Raw genomic sequence first — 15,982 nt, 5'->3', positions numbered from 1 at the left:
GGGCTTTTTTGTGCCTGCGATTCCACGTCTACCACCTAACCCTGTGGGAGCGAGCTTGCTCGCGAATAGGCCCGGTCAGACAACCTGTTTGTTGAATGACACACCGCATTCGCGAGCAAGCTCGCTCCCACAGTGGATTGGCGTTGTTCTCAAACGGTGGTGTGCAGGCGTACGTCAACGTTGCCACGGGTGGCATTGGAGTACGGGCAGACCTGATGCGCCGCTTCGACCAGGCTCTGTGCATCCGCTTGCTCCAGGCCTGGCAGGCTGATGTGCAGGTCGATGTCCAGACCGAAACCACCAGGGATCTGGCCGATGCCGACGTGCGCGGTGATAGAGGCGTCGTCCGGGATTTTGCGTTTGGTCTGGCTGGCGACGAATTTCAGCGCGCCGATGAAGCAGGCGGAGTAACCGGCAGCGAACAGTTGCTCAGGGTTGGTCGCAGCACCACCGGCCCCACCCAGTTCTTTCGGAGTGGCGAGTTTGACGTCGAGGATGTTGTCGCTGGAGATCGCACGACCGTCACGGCCGCCAGTGGAGGTTGCGATTGCGGTGTAGAGAGTTTGCATGGTGTGGGCCTCGTTGGATGTATTTTTTCGCGCTAATTGTTTGCGCGCTAAGTAAGTGCGAGGTGAATGTAGCTCGCCAATGTTTGGTGCGCAAGATAATTTTTGAGAAAGCTGAATCTCGGTCCTTTAAAGGCACTGTCGAACAGCTTGAAAGTGAAGATTTAGAGCGGATGGTGGGGGCGTGGGCTGAAAAATATTTCTCCTGGGGAACCGATCCTTTGTAGTAGTGAGCCTGCTCGCGATAGCGGTGGAGCAGGCAATACGGGGGCTGACTGAACCACCGCTATCGCGAGCAGGCTCACTCCTACAAGAGGGCAGCGCTGTTATCCGGTCAGGCTGTCTTGCAGATGGCTGCGCAGGGCTTGCAGCTCGGATTGAAGATTTTGCAGGCGTTCCAGGGTGAACCCGCTGGCCCCGAGAATGCATTGCGGAATGCTGTTGGCCCGTTCACGCAAGGCCCGGCCCTGCGCGGTCAACTCGACAATCACCACACGCTCATCCTCGCGGCTGCGAGTTCTGCTCAGAAGGCCTTCACCCTCCAGACGCTTGAGCAGTGGCGTCAGCGAACCCGGATCGGTCAGCAACCGGGTGCTGATCTCGCCCACGGTCAAACCATCCTTTTCCCACAGCACCATCATCGCCAGATACTGCGGATAGGTCAGGCCCAGCGCTTGCAGTAGCGGTTTGTAGACCTTGGTCATCATCAGCGAAGTGGAATGCAGAGCGAAACAAGCCTGGTTGTCCAGCAGCAGGTGCTCGCAGTTATCGGGTGTGTCGCGTTCGGTGGTCATGGCAAAGCCTTGTTCGGTGATGGGCTTGAATCTAGCGCTCGAATGTTTAATGCGCCAGATAATTATCCAGAATCTAGTGCCGGCCCAGTTCACGCTGTAGCGCCAGATCCCACGGCGGCACCGGGCTGAAGCGGGTCTTGAGGTATTCCAGGAGCAGGCGGCTGCGCGAATGGGTCTGCTGTTCCATGCGCAGTGCATAGATGCCGGTGCTCTCTGGTTGCGGCAGACCGTTCTCGCAGAACAGCGGCAGCAGTTCGCCGCGCAGCAGGTACTCACTGGCCAGCCAGGTCGGCAAATGCGCGACGCCCAGCCCGGCCAGTGCCCCGCACACTAGCGCTTCGGCATTGTTGGCGCTCATGCGGATGCGTGCGGGGCGATGCAATTGCATTTGCCCGTCCAGTTCGAAGCGCCAGGCGAAGGGTGGGGCGAGACCTTCCCAATCAAGCCCGTCGTGTTCACTCAACTGCGCGGGATGGCTCGGTGCGCCACGGCGTTTGAGGTAGTCGGGGCTGGCGCAGGCAATGCGCACCATGCTCGCCAGGGGCGTGGCGACCAGCCGCGTATCGGCCATTTGCCCCGCACGCAGCACCAGATCAACTTTGCCCAGATTCGAGCCGTGCATGTCGATGAAGCTGTCGATCAGGTGCAACTGCACGTCGAGGCCCGGGTACAGCACCAGAAAATCAGCGATCACCGGAGCCAGATGGCGGCGACCAAAAGCGGCCGGGGCATCGATGCGAATCAAGCCTTCCGGCGCACTGCTCAACGACACCGCTTCGGCACGGGCCAGTTGCAGCTCGCTGACAATGCGCCGCGCCCGCTCGGCAAACGCCAGACCCGCCGGGGTCGCCCGCACGGCGTGGGTGCTGCGAATGAACAACTGGCTGCCGACCGCGCTTTCCAGGTTGTCGATGCGCCGCGCCACGGCAGAGGGCGTCAGCGGATGCCGACGAGAAGCTGCAGAAAAACTGCCACTCTCCAGTACATCGAGAAAAAGCCCGAGCTGTTCGGTCAATTGATTGGGATTCATGAATGCTTCGGTGGTTGTGCGAAATCGGCATAGCCATTGTGCGTTGCTGTGCGTTTCCCCGCCAGCTTCGACTGCGTAGGATGAATCGTCTGACGGATGAGGACATCGCTGTGATCGAGTTTTTGTTGTACCTGCTGTTTGGCGCCGCCCTTGGAACCCTGGGCGGGATCTTCGGCATTGGCGGTGGTTTGATCGCCATTCCGCTGCTGGGCGTGTGGTTCGGCCTCGATCAACAGATCGCCCAAGGCACGGCGCTGGTGATGGTGGTGCCGAACGTGATGCTGGCGCTGTGGCGCTATCACCAGCGCAATCGCATCGAGCTGCGTCATGCGCTGCCGTTGGCGGTGATGGGCTTTTGCTTTGCGTGGATCGGTTCGATCTGGGCGGTGGGCATCGATGCGCAGACCATGCGTATCGGCTTTGTCGCGTTCCTTGTGGTGCTCTCGGCGTACAACCTGCTGAAGATGTTTGGCAAGCGACCCGCCGCGACTTCCGAAATGCGCTATTCCTGGCCATGGCTGGGAGTGTTGGGCGCAGCGTCCGGAACCATGGGCGGTCTGTTCGGTGTCGGTGGCGCCGTGGTGGCAACGCCAGTGCTGACCAGTCTGTTCGGTACCAGCCAAGTGGTTGCCCAGGGCCTGTCACTGGCGTTGGCGTTGCCCAGCACCGGCGTAACCCTGGTGACCTACGCGGTGCATCACGAAGTGGACTGGATGATCGGCCTGCCACTGGCCATTGGCGGTCTGGCCAGCATCAGTTGGGGGGTGAAAGTCGCCCACGCCATGCCTGAACGGCTCTTGCGCGGGCTGTTTTGCGGCTTTCTGGTGCTGTGCGCGGTGATGCTCGCGTTTAAAGTTTGAAGCCTTCGACGATGTGCTCGGCCAGGCATTCGGTGATCGGCGACGGATTGTTCAGGTTGCGGATCAGCATGATGCTGGCCTCGGGCAACAGCGGCAGATCCTCGGCAGCGCCAAGAATGCGCATGTCCGGGGTGATCAGGCTTTCCAGTTGCGCGGTGATCGCCAGACCGGCGCTCACCACCGCCATCAGTGCCGACAGGCTGGTGCTGTTGTAGGCGATGCGGTATTCGCGGCCCATTGCGTCCAGCGCATTGCAGGCCCACAAGCGGCAGAAACAATCACTGTTGAACATCGCCAGCGGCAGCGGCGTCTGCTCATGGGCGCTGAAATTTTGCGCCTCGGCCCAGACGAATCGCTCCTTGCGCAGCAACTGGCCGATCTCGTTGCCCGGCTCGCGAGTGACGATCGACAGGTCCAGATCGGTGCGCTGCAACAGCTGTTTGCTGGATTCGCAGTGCACTTCGATCTGGATCAGCGGGTAGAACTGGGCAAACCGCGAGAGGATCCCCGGCAGAAACCGCATCACGTAATCGTCCGGCGTACCGATGCGCACCGTGCCAACCATGTGCGGCTCGCGCAAGGTGTTGAACACTTCGCTGTGCAATTTCAGGATGCGCCGCGCATAACCCAGCAGCACTTGGCCTTCGGCTGTCAGGCGCACCTGGCGACCGTCACGCTCGAACAACTGACGCTGCAACACGTCTTCTTCAAGGCGCTTCATCTGCATGCTCACCGCCGATTGCGTGCGGTTGACCATCTCGCCGGCGCGGGTAAAACCGCCCTGATCGGCAATTGCAACGAAAGTGCGCAGGACATCGGTATCGATACTGGGGTAGGCCGACAATTGATGAATCTCCGTGATGAATGCCATCAGAAACATTCGTTGGATTGATCTTAGCGCCAGCGCGAGACTTGAGCCATCCACAAGGAGGGCAACACGATGAAAGGTCAAAGAGAGTATGTAGACGACACAAAATTTTCCGGCCACGGCCATATCGTTTCTGATCTGCTGCACAAGTTTAGCCGTTGGTACGAACTGCACCGTGAGCGTGAGTTGCTTGCCAGCCTGAGCGATGAAGCGCTGAAGGATATCGGGGTCAGCCGTGCCGACGTCGAACACGAGGCCATCCGGCCGTTCTGGGACGATCCGATGCATAAATGATCAGGGCCTTACTACACAAACCACTTTCAGGTGAGGTAGGTTGCGAGCAGACAAGGAGATGCTCATGCCCGCGACTCTGGCCTTTTCCCTTAAACAGGCGCGACGTCTGGCGCTGGCGGCCCAAGGATTCAACGGGCGCCAGCCGCCGACGGTCAAGGCGCCGCAACTCAACCGGCTGATCGAACGGCTGGGCCTGCTGCAGATCGACTCCGTCAACGCCGTGGTGCGCTCGCACTACCTGCCGCTGTTTTCCCGTCTCGGTTCCTATTCTTCCGATCTGCTCGACCAGGCTGCCTGGAGTTCGGGTCGTCGGCGTACGCTGTTCGAATACTGGGGCCATGAAGCGTCGTTGCTGCCGCTGGCGATGTACCCGCTGATGGGTTGGCGGATGCAGCGGGCCAGAAATGGCCGGGACATTCATCAGCAACTGGCCAAATTTGGTCTTGAACAGCAGGACGTCGTACGCCGGGTTTTAAGCGCGGTTGAGGCGCGCGGTGCATTGGGCGCCGGCAGCCTGTCGACCCGCGAGGACAAGGCCGGGCAATGGTGGGACTGGAGCGCGGAAAAGCATGCACTGGAATGGTTGTTCGCCGCCGGTGAAGTGACGGTGGCCGGCCGTCGCGGTTTTGAACGTTTGTATGATTTGCCGGAGCGAGTCATTCCATCCTCAATTTTGCAGCAAGCGTTACCTAACGAGGCTGAAGCGCAGCGGGGCTTGCTGCTGCACGCGGCGCAGGCCTTGGGTGTTGGCACTGAAAAAGACCTGCGCGATTACTTTCGCCTGAATCCGGGAGATGCGCGACCACGTCTCGCGGAGCTGGTCGAGGACGGGCAGTTGCAGACCTGCGAAGTCGCCGGCTGGCGACAGATTGCCTACTGCCTGCAGCAGCCGAAAGTCCCGCGTAAAGTTGTCGCCAGTGCTTTGTTGTCACCGTTCGATTCGCTGATCTGGGAGCGCAGTCGTACCGAGCGGCTGTTCGATTTCCGCTATCGGCTGGAGATTTATACGCCGCAGGACAAGCGGGTTTTCGGCTATTACGTACTGCCGTTCCTGCACAACGAGCGGATTGCCGCGCGGGTCGATCTGCGCGCCGAGCGGGCGGCGGGGCGGTTGGCGGTGCATGCAGTGCACGAGGAAGCGCCGGGGCTGGACGAAGAGGGGATGCTGGCGCTGGCGTTGAATTTGCGGCAGATGGCCGATTGGCTGGGGCTTGCGCGGGTGCAGCTTAATTGTCAGCGCGAAAGTGCGGGGCGGTTGCGGGTGGCATTGGCTGAAATCTGTAGTGACTGAGCTGGCCTCTTCGCGAGCAAGCCCGCTCCCACATGGGTTTTGTGTACGACACAGATCCAGTGTGGGAGCGAGCTTGCTCGCGAAGGCGGCCTGCCAGACGCTTAAAATCTGACTGATTCAGCGGCGAACCTGTTTCAGAGTTTCGGCAATCAAAAACGCCAGCTCCAGCGACTGATCGGCATTCATCCGCGGATCGCAGTGGGTGTGGTAGCGGTCCGATAGCCCGTCTTCAGTGATCGGACGCGCGCCACCGATGCACTCGGTGACGTTCTGCCCGGTCATCTCGATGTGTATCCCGCCGGCATAAGTGCCCTCGGCTTCGTGTACCTGGAAGAACTGCTTCACTTCGCCAAGGATCTGCGCGAAGTCGCGGGTCTTGTAGCCGCTGCTGGCCTTGATGGTGTTGCCGTGCATCGGGTCGGAGCTCCACAGCACCTGCTTGCCCTCACGTTGCACCGCGCGGATCAGCGCCGGCAGGTGATCGCCGACCTTGTTCGCACCCATCCGCGCAATCAGGTTCAGACGGCCCGGATCGTTGTCCGGGTTGAGCACATCGATCAGTCGGATCAGATCATCCGGGTTCATGCTCGGGCCGACTTTCACCCCGATCGGGTTGTTCACTCCGCGCAGAAATTCGACGTGGGCGCCGTCGAGCTGACGGGTGCGGTCGCCGATCCACAGCATGTGCGCCGAGCAATCGTAGTAATCGTTAGTCAGGCTGTCGCGACGCACGAAGGCTTCTTCGTAGTTCAGCAGCAGCGCTTCGTGGGCGGTGAAGAAACTGGTTTCGCGCAGTTGCGGCGAGCTGTCCATGCCGCAGGCGCGCATGAACGCCAGGGTCTCATCGATGCGGTCGGCGAGGTGGCTGTATTTTTCCGCCAGTGCCGAGTTGGCGATGAAATCCAGGTTCCACTTGTGCACCTGATGCAGGTCGGCAAAACCGCCCTGGGCGAAGGCGCGCAGCAGGTTCAGGGTGGCGGTGGACTGGTGATACGACTGCAGCAGACGCTCCGGATCCGGCACCCGGCTCTTTTCATCGAAACCGATGCCGTTGACGATGTCGCCACGGTAGGCCGGCAGGGTCACGCCGTCGATGGTTTCGTCGTTGGCCGAGCGCGGCTTGGCGAACTGGCCGGCCATCCGCCCGACCTTGACCACCGGGCAGCCGGCAGCGAAGGTCATGACGATCGCCATCTGTAGCAATACTTTGAAGGTGTCGCGAATCTTCGCCGCCGAGAACTCGGCAAAGCTTTCCGCGCAATCGCCGCCCTGCAGCAGGAACGCCCGGCCCTGGGTCACTTCGGCAAACTGACGGCGCAGCTCGCGGGCTTCACCGGCAAACACCAGCGGCGGGTAGCTGGCCAGGGTCTGCTCGACCTGGCGCAGATGCGCCGCATCAGGGTATTGGGGTTGTTGCTGGATCGGCAGGGCGCGCCAGCTGTCAGGGCTCCACGGTTGGCTCATCACGGTCTCTAATTGGTTCTACGCACGGGAAGCCCATGGTAGCAGCAATTAGTGCGTGACCTGCTCCCGCCCCATCACCGACAATCGCCGCTTTGCCACGGCGCCGGAGCGGTGCCATCGCGTCACCGCGCCCGGTGACCATCAGGAGACGAAATGACTGAGGAGCGCGTCGAGCTGTTGCTCGCCGAGGTACAGGATGAGTTCGGCGTGATTCGCGTGCTGGAAGTGGCCGATTACCGCTTTCTGGAATTCGGCGATGCCATCGAGCAGAGCTGCGTGTTCACCGCCGATCCGAGCTGGCTCGAATACGACTACACCCGGGCGATGCTGATTGGCGCGTTGTGCCATGAGCAACCGGAGAGCGCGCTGTTTCTCGGCCTCGGTGCCGGCACCCTGACCCAGGCTTGTCTCAAGTTTCTGCCGCTGGAAGACGTCGAAGCCATCGAACTGCGCCCGGACGTGCCGCGCCTGGCGATCGAATATCTCGGCCTGGATGACGACCCGCGCCTTTACATTCGGGTCGGCGATGCGCTGGAACTGCTGCCGACGGCCGAGCCTGCGGATCTGATCTTTGTCGACCTGTACACCGACGTAGGGCCGGGTGTCGGGCATCTGGCCTGGAGTTTCCTCGGTGATTGTCAGAAGCGTCTGAATCCGGGTGGCTGGCTGGTGATCAACCAGTGGGCTACCGATGACGGCAAGCCGCTGGGTGCAGCATTGCTGCGCGGGCTGTATCACCGGCATTACTGGGAGCTGCCGGTGAAGGAGGGCAATGTGATTCTGATTGTGCCGGCGGATCTCGATCAGGACCTGGACATGCAAGCCCTGACCACCCGGGCCGAAGCGCTGGCGCCGCGGTTGGGGTATTCGTTGCATTCGTTGATCAAGGCGATTCGCCCGGCGACATGAGTGGTCAGTAATGGCCCCTTCGCGAGCAAGCTCGCTCCCACATTTGAAATGCATTCCAAATGTGGGAGCGAGCTTGCTCGCGAAGAGGGCCTGAAGAGCACCCGTTTTCTCAGATCCCTTTGAAGATTCCAGGGCGCCGCTCAACCAGCGACCGTACCCCTTCCTTGGCATCCTCAGTCCCCAGCAACTTCTTCACCAGCGCCGGCAACCCCTGTGCCGCCGCCGTCTCACCTTCATACCGCGCCTGCCGCGCCGACATCAGCGTCGCCTGCACACCCAGCGGTGCCTGCCGGGCAATTCGCTCGGCCAGTTCGATTGCCCGTGGCAACAGGTCTTCGCTGGCCATCACTTCCTGCACCAAACCCAATCGCAGCGCATCATGCGCATCGAACTCATCACCGGTGAGCAGCCAGCGCATCGCATTGCCCCATCCCGCCACTTGATGAAAACGTAATGTCGCGCCACCAAAAGGAAAAATCCCACGCTGCACTTCCATTTGCGCAAAACGGGTGTTGCTCGCGCACAGGTTGATATCGGCGGCCAGCATCAACTCGATGCCGATGGTCAGGCAGTAGCCCTGCGCGGCAACAATCACCGGTTTGCTCACTCGCGGTCCGACGAAAACACCCCATGGGTCGCAACCACCGGTCGGAACCTGCCAGCCTTCGGCAAGCGCAGAGCTCGCATTCAGTAAATCCAGACCGGCGGTAAAGTGCTCGCCATGCCCGAACACCACGGCCACCCGCGCTTCGGTGTCGGCCTCGAACTCACCGTAGGCCAGGCTCAGCGCGTTGAGCAGATCGAGGTCGAACGCGTTGCGTTTGGCCGCTCGATCCAGGCCGATCAGGTGGACATGACCACGACGTTCACGGCTGACGCGGCCGGGGCAGGGCTGATTCATGGGTAAATCCTCGGGCGGGGAAGGGCGGGTGCAGCGACGGTATGCCGCACATCGGTGAATCGTTTAAGCGTCATCGCCCGCAAGGCCGGGCCTTTGCAAAATAGACCTTCGCACGATTATCCGCAAAACCCCGTTACACAGCGGTGACACAGCGATTCAGCTGATAAAAAAAGCTCCCTTTTCGGGCAAATTCCGGTATAGTGCGCGCCGGCCTTTAACCGGGCCGCGTTTAGGTAGCGCAATTCCCCGAAGTCAGCTTCGGCTGCACGTCCGCACTGCGGGCTCTTCCTTGACGATTCTTTTTCATTCATACGTTTTCGCAAATCCCCGCCGACAAAGCTGCCAGGGCGACTCTTGAGTCTCAACACGGCATGTGCAGCTTTGGAGCATGGGTCTTTGCGGATGCACTTAGAGGCAGACCCATGACCCAGGAAATCGGCGGCTTCGCCGCTCTTGAACTTCATCCCAATATTGTCGCTGCAGTAGTCGCTACCGGCTATGAAGAGCCTTCGGCCATTCAGCAGCAGTCGATCCCGATCATCCTCGCCGGTCACGATATGATTGGTCAGGCGCAAACCGGTACCGGTAAAACCGCTGCCTTTGCCCTGCCTATCCTGCACCGCATTGATCCGTCCAAGCGCGAGCCGCAAGCTCTGATCCTGGCCCCAACTCGTGAGTTGGCGCTACAAGTTGCAACCGCTTTCGAAACCTACGCCAAGCAAATGCCGGGCGTAACTGTTGTGGCTGTCTACGGCGGCGCGCCGATGGGCCCACAATTGAAGGCAATCCGTAATGGCGCACAGATCGTTGTCGCCACTCCGGGCCGTCTGTGCGACCACCTGCGTCGCGACGAAAAAGTCCTCGCTACCGTGAACCACCTGGTTCTGGACGAGGCAGACGAAATGCTCAAACTGGGCTTCATGGACGACCTGGAAGTCATCTTCAAGGCCATGCCGGAAACCCGTCAGACCGTATTGTTCTCGGCGACCCTGCCGCAGTCGATCCGTGCCATCGCCGAACGCCATCTGCGCGATCCGAAGCACGTGAAGATCCAGAGCAAGACCCAGACCGTTACCGCGATCGAGCAGGCTCACCTGCTGGTTCACGCTGACCAGAAGACCTCTGCCGTTCTCAGCTTGCTGGAAGTGGAAGACTTCGACGCTCTGATCATGTTCGTGCGCACCAAGCAAGCGACCCTGGATCTGGCCAGTGCCCTGGACGCCAAAGGCTACAAAGCCGCTGCGCTGAACGGTGACATCGCCCAGAACCAGCGTGAGCGCGTCATCGACTCGCTCAAGGATGGCCGTCTGGACATCGTTGTCGCGACCGACGTGGCTGCCCGTGGTCTGGACGTTCCGCGCATCACCCACGTGTTCAACGTGGACATGCCGTACGATCCGGAATCCTACGTGCACCGTATCGGCCGTACCGGCCGTGCCGGCCGCGAAGGTCGTGCGCTGCTGCTGGTGACTCCACGTGAGCGCCGCATGCTGCAAGTGATCGAGCGTGTCACCGGTCAGAAGGTTGCCGAAGTGCGTCTGCCGGACGCTCAGGCTGTTCTCGATGCACGCATCAAGAAACTGACCAACAGCCTGTCGCCGCTGGTCGCTGATGCCGAGTCGACTCACGGCGAACTGCTGGATCGTCTGACTGCCGACATCGGTTGCACTCCGCGTGCACTGGCCGCTGCTCTGCTGCGCAAGGCCACCAATGGTCAGGCGCTGAACCTGGCAGCGATCGAGAAGGAACGTCCACTGGTGCCGAACAACGCACCGCGTGGCGACCGTCCTGAGCGTTCCGGTGATCGTCCTGATCGTGGTGACCGCGAGCGTCGCGCGCCAATGCCTTTGGGCGAAGGCCGTGCCCGTTGCCGTACCGCGCTGGGTGCGCGTGACGGTATCGCCGCCAAGAACCTGCTGGGCGCCATCCTCAACGAAGGTGGTCTGGCCCGCGAAGCGATCGGTCGCATCCAGGTGCGTGACAGCTTCAGCCTCGTCGAGCTGCCGGAAGATGGTCTGGACAAACTCCTGACCAAGCTGAAGGACACTCGCGTCGCTGGCAAGCAGCTGAAACTGCGTCGCTACCGCGAAGATTGATCCGCCCTTGGGCTGATTGATCGCACATGAAAAATCCCCGACTGGTTCGGGGATTTTTTTTGCCTGTCTTTCAAGCTCAAAAGATCGCAGCCTGCGGCAGCTGTTACAGGAGAAACGCATTCCAGATGTAGGAGCTGCCGCAGGCTGCGATCTTTTGATCTGCCTTTAACCAAAGCGATAGATATCCATGCCCAATGCACCCATGGTGAACCCCTGGTGCGCCACGCTGAACTCACCCCCGGCACCCCGTGCGAAATACAACGGCAACAAATGCTCATCACTCGGGTGGCTGCGCACGGCATTGGGTGCCTGCTGACGGTAGTCATGCAGAGCCGCTTCGTCGTTGGCTGCAAGCTTGTCGATGACCCAGTCGCGAAAATCCCTGGCCCATGGCTCGACACTGTCCGGGCCGGCATGCCAGTCCAGCTCGCGCAGGTTGTGGGTGATGCTGCCGGAACCGATCAGCAGAATGCCTTGCTCGCGCAGTGTCGCCAGCGCTCGTCCGACACGGGTTTGCAACACCGGGCCGCCGTGACTCGGCAGCGACACCTGCACCACCGGAATATCCGCCTGCGGGTACATCAGCGACAGTGGCACCCAAACGCCGTGATCGAACGGGCGTTGCGGGTCGAGGCGTGCCGGCAGATGCGCGGCGTCAAGCAATTCAGCCACTTCGGCCGCCAGTTGCGGATCCCCCGGTGCCGGGTACTGCACTTCGAAAAGGGCGCGCGGGAAGCCGCCGAAGTCGTGCCAGGTTTCTGGACGAGGGTTGCTGCTGACCAGCAACTCCTGGCTTTCCCAATGCGCGGAGACAATCACGATGGCTTTCGGCCGCGGCAGTTCGGCAGCCAGGCGCGCCAGAGCCGGGCCACTGGCACCGGGTTCCAGGGCCAGCATCGGTGAGCCGTGGGAGATAAACAGGCTGGGAAACATGGAAAGGTTCCTGAGCGGTAAGATGGCCTCATCTTCAGTCAGATCATTGATCTAAATCTAATATAAGTTTTAACGCCTTTTGATCGAATTTTTTGGGGTGATGCATGCAGCCTGAGTTTTGGCACAAGAAGTGGGAATCCAATCAGATCGGCTTTCATCTGCCTGAGGTGAACCCGTATCTGCAGCGGCACTGGGCGGTACCGGCAACGGCGCGAGTGCTCGTGCCGTTGTGTGGGAAAAGTCTGGATTTGGCGTGGCTGGCCGGGCGCGGCCATCAGGTGCTCGGGATCGAACTGTCGGAAAAGGCTATTGAGGACTTTTTCAGTGAGCATCAGGTGCAGCCGCAGATCAGCCAGAAGGGTGCGTTCAAGGTCTATAGCGGTGACGCCATCGAGTTGTGGTGCGGTGACTTTTTTGCGCTGACGGCAAGCGACGTAGCCGATTGCACCGCGCTATACGACCGCGCCGCGCTGATCGCCTTGCCACCAGCGATGCGTGAGCGCTATGCGGCGCATCTTCAGCAGATCCTGGCGCAGGGTGTGCAAGGGCTGTTGATTACCCTGGATTACGATCAGGCGCAGATGCCAGGGCCACCGTTTGCGGTGGGGGATGATGAAGTGCAGCGGTTGCTGGGTGATGTCTGGCAGGTGCGGATGCTGGAAGAGCAGGATGTGCTGGGGGAGAGCTGGAAGTTTCTGCAGGCGGGCGTGACGCGGTTGGAGGAGCGGGTTTATCGGGTTTCTGGCCGATAGGTTTTTATTGACAGGGCGGGCCTCATCGCTGGCAAGCCAGCTCCCACAGTGATCCGTGTTGTATCAGAAATCCAGAGAACACCACAAAACCCTGTGGGAGCTGGCTTGCCAACGATGAGGCCAGAACAGGCAGCGCATAACCCCCCGAGTACAAAAAAGGCCCGCATCACTGCGGGCCTTTTCGTTAATGTGCCAAACCGATCAACCGCGACGACGCAGCGCGTCGATACGCTCTTCCAGCGGCGGGTGGCTCATGAACATGCGGGCAAAGCCCTGTTTGATGCCGCCGTTGATGCCGAAGGCGTTCAGGGTGTCCGGCATGTGCACTGGCAGGCCCTGTTCGGCACGCAGGCGTTGCAGCGCACCGATCATCGCGTTGGTGCCGGCCAGGCGTGCGCCGGCTTCGTCGGCACGGAATTCGCGCTTGCGCGAGAACCACATGACGATGGCGCTGGCGAGGATGCCCAGGACCAGTTCGGCGAAGATCGTTGCCACGTAGTAAGCAATGCCCTGGCCTTCTTCGTTCTTGAAGATCACCTTGTCGACGAAGTTGCCGATGATCCGGGCGAAGAACATCACGAAGGTGTTCACCACGCCCTGGATCAGCGCGAGGGTGACCATGTCACCGTTGGCCACGTGACCGATTTCGTGGGCCAGAACGGCTTTCACTTCATCCGGCGAAAAGCGTTCGAGCAGGCCCTGGCTGACCGCGACCAGCGCGTCGTTCTTGTTCCAGCCGGTGGCGAAGGCGTTTGCTTCGTAGGCCGGGAAAATACCGACTTCGGGCATCTTGATCCCGGCTTCGCGGGACAGTTGCTCGACGGTTTGCAGCAGCCATTGCTCATGCCGGGTACGTGGCTGGCTGATGATCTGGGTGCTGGTGCTCATCTTCGCCATCCACTTGGAGATGAACAGCGAGAACAGCGAACCGGCGAAACCAAAGACCGCACAGAAAACCAGCAGCTGACTGAGGTTGAGATCAACCCCGTTGGCCGCCATGAACCCGTTGAAGCCAAACAGGCTCAGGGTGATGCTGGCTATCAGCACGACCGCCAGGTTAGTGGCCAAAAACAGCAGGATGCGCATCATGGTTGTAGAAATCTCCTCAAGCTAAAGATGTAGCGTACTGCGGGGTATATAAGGTGCGGCACCGGGTGATTCAACCGAGTGACTATTTCAAACTGTGTCCTACAGCGACTTCCCGAGTCTGCAGGTCATTGCCCACGGCCAAAACCGAAAGGGATTACAGCCAGCCGCCACCCGCCACCTCTACGCCAGAGGCGTGTGAGCCATACGAATCGCAAGTGTAGAAGGCGCAGCGGGGCGGAGAGTGCAGAAGTGTTGCTGAATCAGACAGTGCGCAACGTTCGGGCCGTTGCGCACCGTTGACCGGTTACTGGCGGTAGGACTTGAGGAAGTTGCCGATACGGCCGATGGCCATCTCGAGATCGTCGACACGGGGCAACGTCACCACGCGGAAGTGATCCGGCCACGGCCAGTTGAAGGCCGTGCCTTGCACCACCAGCAGTTTCTCGGAAAGCAGCAGGTCGAGGACGAATTTCTCGTCGTTGTGGATCGGGCAGACCTTCGGGTCGATCCGCGGGAACGCATACAGCGCGCCCATCGGTTTGACGCAGCTGACACCCGGAATATCGTTGAGCAGCTCCCAGGTACGGTTGCGCTGCTCCAGCAGGCGACCCTGCGGCAGCACCAGGTCGTTGATGCTCTGATAACCGCCGAGGGCGGTCTGGATCGCATGCTGACTCGGCACGTTGGCACACAGGCGCATGTTGGCCAGCATGTCGATGCCTTCGATGTAGCTCTGGGCATTGTGTTTCGGCCCGGAGATGGCGATCCAGCCGGAGCGGAAACCCGCCACGCGGTAGGACTTCGACAGACCGTTGAAGGTCAGGCACAGCAGGTCCGGCGCCAGCGAAGCGGTGCAGATGTGCACGGCGTCGTCGTAGAGGATCTTGTCGTAGATCTCGTCGGAGAACACCACCAGATTGTGTGCGCGGGCGATTTCCAGCATGCCCAGCAGCACTTCCTTCGAATACACCGCGCCAGTCGGGTTGTTCGGGTTGATGATCACCATGGCCTTGGTGTTCGGGGTGATCTTGGCCTTGATGTCAGCCAGATCAGGGAACCAGTCGGCGCCCTCGTCGCACAGGTAGTGCACGGCGTTACCGCCGGCCAGGCTGACGGCTGCAGTCCATAGCGGATAGTCCGGGGCCGGCACCAGCACTTCGTCGCCGTTGTTGAGCAGCGCCTGCAGCGACATCACGATCAGCTCGGACACGCCGTTGCCCAGGTAAATGTCTTCGATGCCGATACCTTCGACATTTTTTTGCTGGTAGTACTGCATCACCGCTTTACGGGCGCTGAACAGGCCTTTGGAATCGCTGTAGCCCTGGGCCGTCGGCAGGTTGCGGATCACATCCTGAAGAATTTCGTCCGGAGCTTCGAAACCAAACGGCGCCGGGTTGCCGATGTTCAGCTTGAGGATGCGCTGGCCTTCCTCTTCCAGACGTTTGGCGTGCTTGAGCACCGGGCCGCGAATGTCGTAGCAGACGTTGGCGAGCTTGTTCGATTTGCTGAACTGCATGGCGATGTGATCCCGAAAATGAACGATCCAGACGGCGGATGGCCAACCGTACTGGGATTCCTGCGTCTTCGCACAGGCGGAGTCTTGCGCCGTGGCGCCGAGAATCCGTTTGAATGCGCCCGGTCTGGCTGCCAGACTGGCGTGTGACGAGGCGCAATCATACGTGCCACCCGATCCGTGGAAAAGGTACAGATCGGGCTTTTTCAGCCGCTGAGGTGTGACGATGGAAAAGTTGGAAAAAACCCTGGAAGAATGGCGTGCGATGCTCGACCCCGAGCAGTACAACGTATGTCGCCTCAGTGCGACCGAACGGCCGTTCTCCGGTAAATACAACGCCACCAAGACTGACGGCGTTTATCACTGCGTCTGCTGCAATGAGCCGCTGTTCGACTCCAAGACCAAATTCGATTCCGGCTGCGGCTGGCCGAGCTTCTACGCGCCGATCGGCGAAAGCGCCATGACCGAAATCCGCGATATCAGCCACGGCATGATCCGCACCGAGGTCAAATGTGCCCGCTGCGACGCGCATCTGGGCCACGTGTTCCCCGATGGCCCGCCACCGACTGGCTTGCGTTATTGCATCAACTCGGTGTGCCTGAATCTCGAGCCGCGCGAATGA

Annotated in this window: 16 protein-coding genes; 7 read left to right on the top strand and 9 right to left on the bottom strand. The window is 60.5% G+C overall.

All coding sequences use genetic code 11. The features are described from left to right. Positions 1-149 precede the first annotated feature (149 nt). From PMI25_RS25510 to PMI25_RS25500, 3 genes are all read right to left on the bottom strand, one after another. Positions 150-569, bottom strand: a complete 420-nt coding sequence (locus tag PMI25_RS25510) for an organic hydroperoxide resistance protein (RefSeq protein ID WP_007964807.1) — start codon at positions 567-569, stop codon at positions 150-152. Positions 570-892: 323 nt separating this feature from the next. Beyond that, positions 893-1,360, bottom strand: a complete 468-nt coding sequence (locus PMI25_RS25505; RefSeq protein WP_007964808.1) for a MarR family winged helix-turn-helix transcriptional regulator — start codon at positions 1,358-1,360, stop codon at positions 893-895. Between the two features lie 73 nt (positions 1,361-1,433). Continuing rightward, the gene (locus PMI25_RS25500; protein WP_007964809.1) at positions 1,434-2,390 is read right to left on the bottom strand and encodes a LysR family transcriptional regulator; all 957 of its coding nucleotides are present in this window, start codon (positions 2,388-2,390) and stop codon (positions 1,434-1,436) included. A 110-nt stretch (positions 2,391-2,500) separates the two neighbouring features. On the opposite strand from PMI25_RS25500, the gene PMI25_RS25495 reads away from it, so the two are divergent. Next, the gene (locus tag PMI25_RS25495) at positions 2,501-3,250 is read left to right on the top strand and encodes a sulfite exporter TauE/SafE family protein (protein WP_045122197.1); all 750 of its coding nucleotides are present in this window, start codon (positions 2,501-2,503) and stop codon (positions 3,248-3,250) included. Here the strand turns inward: PMI25_RS25495 and PMI25_RS25490 are convergent. Beyond that, positions 3,240-4,094: a LysR substrate-binding domain-containing protein gene (locus tag PMI25_RS25490; RefSeq protein ID WP_177325748.1), complete on the bottom strand. Its 855-nt coding sequence runs from the start codon at positions 4,092-4,094 to the stop codon at positions 3,240-3,242. The two genes, PMI25_RS25495 and PMI25_RS25490, sit on opposite strands and share 11 nt — an antisense overlap. A 96-nt stretch (positions 4,095-4,190) precedes the next feature. On the opposite strand from PMI25_RS25490, the gene PMI25_RS25485 reads away from it, so the two are divergent. Both PMI25_RS25485 and PMI25_RS25480 read left to right on the top strand, forming a co-directional pair. Continuing rightward, positions 4,191-4,412 (top strand): DUF1127 domain-containing protein, encoded by a 222-nt coding sequence (locus tag PMI25_RS25485; protein ID WP_007964812.1) that lies wholly within the window; start codon positions 4,191-4,193, stop codon positions 4,410-4,412. 64 nt (positions 4,413-4,476) lie between these two features. Beyond that, positions 4,477-5,703 carry a winged helix-turn-helix domain-containing protein gene (locus PMI25_RS25480; protein ID WP_007964813.1) on the top strand — a complete coding sequence of 409 codons (1,227 nt, stop codon included), beginning with the start codon at positions 4,477-4,479 and terminating at the stop codon, positions 5,701-5,703. 117 nt (positions 5,704-5,820) lie between these two features. Here the strand turns inward: PMI25_RS25480 and PMI25_RS25475 are convergent, their stop codons facing one another. Beyond that, positions 5,821-7,167, bottom strand: coding sequence for a class II 3-deoxy-7-phosphoheptulonate synthase (locus PMI25_RS25475; protein WP_007964815.1), 1,347 nt, complete (start codon positions 7,165-7,167; stop codon positions 5,821-5,823). Between the two features lie 153 nt (positions 7,168-7,320). On the opposite strand from PMI25_RS25475, the gene PMI25_RS25470 reads away from it, so the two are divergent. Next, positions 7,321-8,076 carry a spermidine synthase gene (locus tag PMI25_RS25470; RefSeq protein ID WP_007964817.1) on the top strand — a complete coding sequence of 252 codons (756 nt, stop codon included), beginning with the start codon at positions 7,321-7,323 and terminating at the stop codon, positions 8,074-8,076. Between the two features lie 109 nt (positions 8,077-8,185). Here the strand turns inward: PMI25_RS25470 and PMI25_RS25465 are convergent, their stop codons facing one another. Further along, positions 8,186-8,977 (bottom strand): crotonase/enoyl-CoA hydratase family protein, encoded by a 792-nt coding sequence (locus PMI25_RS25465; RefSeq protein WP_007964819.1) that lies wholly within the window; start codon positions 8,975-8,977, stop codon positions 8,186-8,188. 422 nt (positions 8,978-9,399) lie between these two features. On the opposite strand from PMI25_RS25465, the gene PMI25_RS25460 reads away from it, so the two are divergent. After that, on the top strand, positions 9,400-11,073 hold the full coding sequence (locus PMI25_RS25460; protein WP_007964821.1) for a DEAD/DEAH box helicase: 1,674 nt from the start codon (positions 9,400-9,402) through the stop codon (positions 11,071-11,073). 165 nt (positions 11,074-11,238) lie between these two features. Here the strand turns inward: PMI25_RS25460 and PMI25_RS25455 are convergent, their stop codons facing one another. Continuing rightward, a complete protein-coding gene (locus tag PMI25_RS25455) occupies positions 11,239-12,006 on the bottom strand; it encodes a DODA-type extradiol aromatic ring-opening family dioxygenase (protein ID WP_007964823.1) in 768 nt (255 codons plus the stop codon). Positions 12,007-12,110: 104 nt separating this feature from the next. On the opposite strand from PMI25_RS25455, the gene PMI25_RS25450 reads away from it, so the two are divergent. Next, the gene (locus PMI25_RS25450) at positions 12,111-12,758 is read left to right on the top strand and encodes a thiopurine S-methyltransferase (protein WP_007964825.1); all 648 of its coding nucleotides are present in this window, start codon (positions 12,111-12,113) and stop codon (positions 12,756-12,758) included. Positions 12,759-12,959: 201 nt separating this feature from the next. Here PMI25_RS25450 and htpX read toward each other — a convergent pair whose 3' ends face one another. Both htpX and PMI25_RS25440 read right to left on the bottom strand, forming a co-directional pair. Then, positions 12,960-13,847, bottom strand: a complete 888-nt coding sequence (gene htpX / locus PMI25_RS25445; protein WP_007964827.1) for a protease HtpX — start codon at positions 13,845-13,847, stop codon at positions 12,960-12,962. 304 nt (positions 13,848-14,151) lie between these two features. Next, complete coding sequence (locus PMI25_RS25440) at positions 14,152-15,363, bottom strand: pyridoxal phosphate-dependent aminotransferase (protein ID WP_007964828.1); 1,212 nt, start codon at positions 15,361-15,363, stop codon at positions 14,152-14,154. A gap of 223 nt (positions 15,364-15,586) precedes the next feature. Here PMI25_RS25440 and msrB point away from each other — a divergent pair, with 223 nt between their 5' ends. Next, complete coding sequence (msrB, locus tag PMI25_RS25435; protein WP_007964829.1) at positions 15,587-15,982, top strand: peptide-methionine (R)-S-oxide reductase MsrB; 396 nt, start codon at positions 15,587-15,589, stop codon at positions 15,980-15,982.

The organism is Pseudomonas sp. GM30, assembly GCF_000282275.2.
Lineage (GTDB): Bacteria > Pseudomonadota > Gammaproteobacteria > Pseudomonadales > Pseudomonadaceae > Aquipseudomonas.
The sequence above is the reverse complement of the archived record's forward strand: the minus strand, read 5'-3'. Positions and strand labels throughout refer to the sequence as shown.

What these genes read in the sequence shown, in the direction of transcription:
- PMI25_RS25510 (WP_007964807.1), bottom strand. Translation starts at nt 569, where the DNA reads ATGCAAACTCTCTACACCGCAATCGCAACCTCCACTGGCGGCCGTGAC.
- PMI25_RS25505 (WP_007964808.1), bottom strand. Translation starts at nt 1,360, where the DNA reads ATGACCACCGAACGCGACACACCCGATAACTGCGAGCACCTGCTGCTG.
- PMI25_RS25500 (WP_007964809.1), bottom strand. Translation starts at nt 2,390, where the DNA reads ATGAATCCCAATCAATTGACCGAACAGCTCGGGCTTTTTCTCGATGTA.
- PMI25_RS25485 (WP_007964812.1), top strand. Translation starts at nt 4,191, where the DNA reads ATGAAAGGTCAAAGAGAGTATGTAGACGACACAAAATTTTCCGGCCAC.
- PMI25_RS25480 (WP_007964813.1), top strand. Translation starts at nt 4,477, where the DNA reads ATGCCCGCGACTCTGGCCTTTTCCCTTAAACAGGCGCGACGTCTGGCG.
- PMI25_RS25475 (WP_007964815.1), bottom strand. Translation starts at nt 7,167, where the DNA reads ATGAGCCAACCGTGGAGCCCTGACAGCTGGCGCGCCCTGCCGATCCAG.
- PMI25_RS25470 (WP_007964817.1), top strand. Translation starts at nt 7,321, where the DNA reads ATGACTGAGGAGCGCGTCGAGCTGTTGCTCGCCGAGGTACAGGATGAG.
- PMI25_RS25465 (WP_007964819.1), bottom strand. Translation starts at nt 8,977, where the DNA reads ATGAATCAGCCCTGCCCCGGCCGCGTCAGCCGTGAACGTCGTGGTCAT.
- PMI25_RS25460 (WP_007964821.1), top strand. Translation starts at nt 9,400, where the DNA reads ATGACCCAGGAAATCGGCGGCTTCGCCGCTCTTGAACTTCATCCCAAT.
- PMI25_RS25455 (WP_007964823.1), bottom strand. Translation starts at nt 12,006, where the DNA reads ATGTTTCCCAGCCTGTTTATCTCCCACGGCTCACCGATGCTGGCCCTG.
- PMI25_RS25450 (WP_007964825.1), top strand. Translation starts at nt 12,111, where the DNA reads ATGCAGCCTGAGTTTTGGCACAAGAAGTGGGAATCCAATCAGATCGGC.
- htpX (WP_007964827.1), bottom strand. Translation starts at nt 13,847, where the DNA reads ATGATGCGCATCCTGCTGTTTTTGGCCACTAACCTGGCGGTCGTGCTG.
- PMI25_RS25440 (WP_007964828.1), bottom strand. Translation starts at nt 15,363, where the DNA reads ATGCAGTTCAGCAAATCGAACAAGCTCGCCAACGTCTGCTACGACATT.
- msrB (WP_007964829.1), top strand. Translation starts at nt 15,587, where the DNA reads ATGGAAAAGTTGGAAAAAACCCTGGAAGAATGGCGTGCGATGCTCGAC.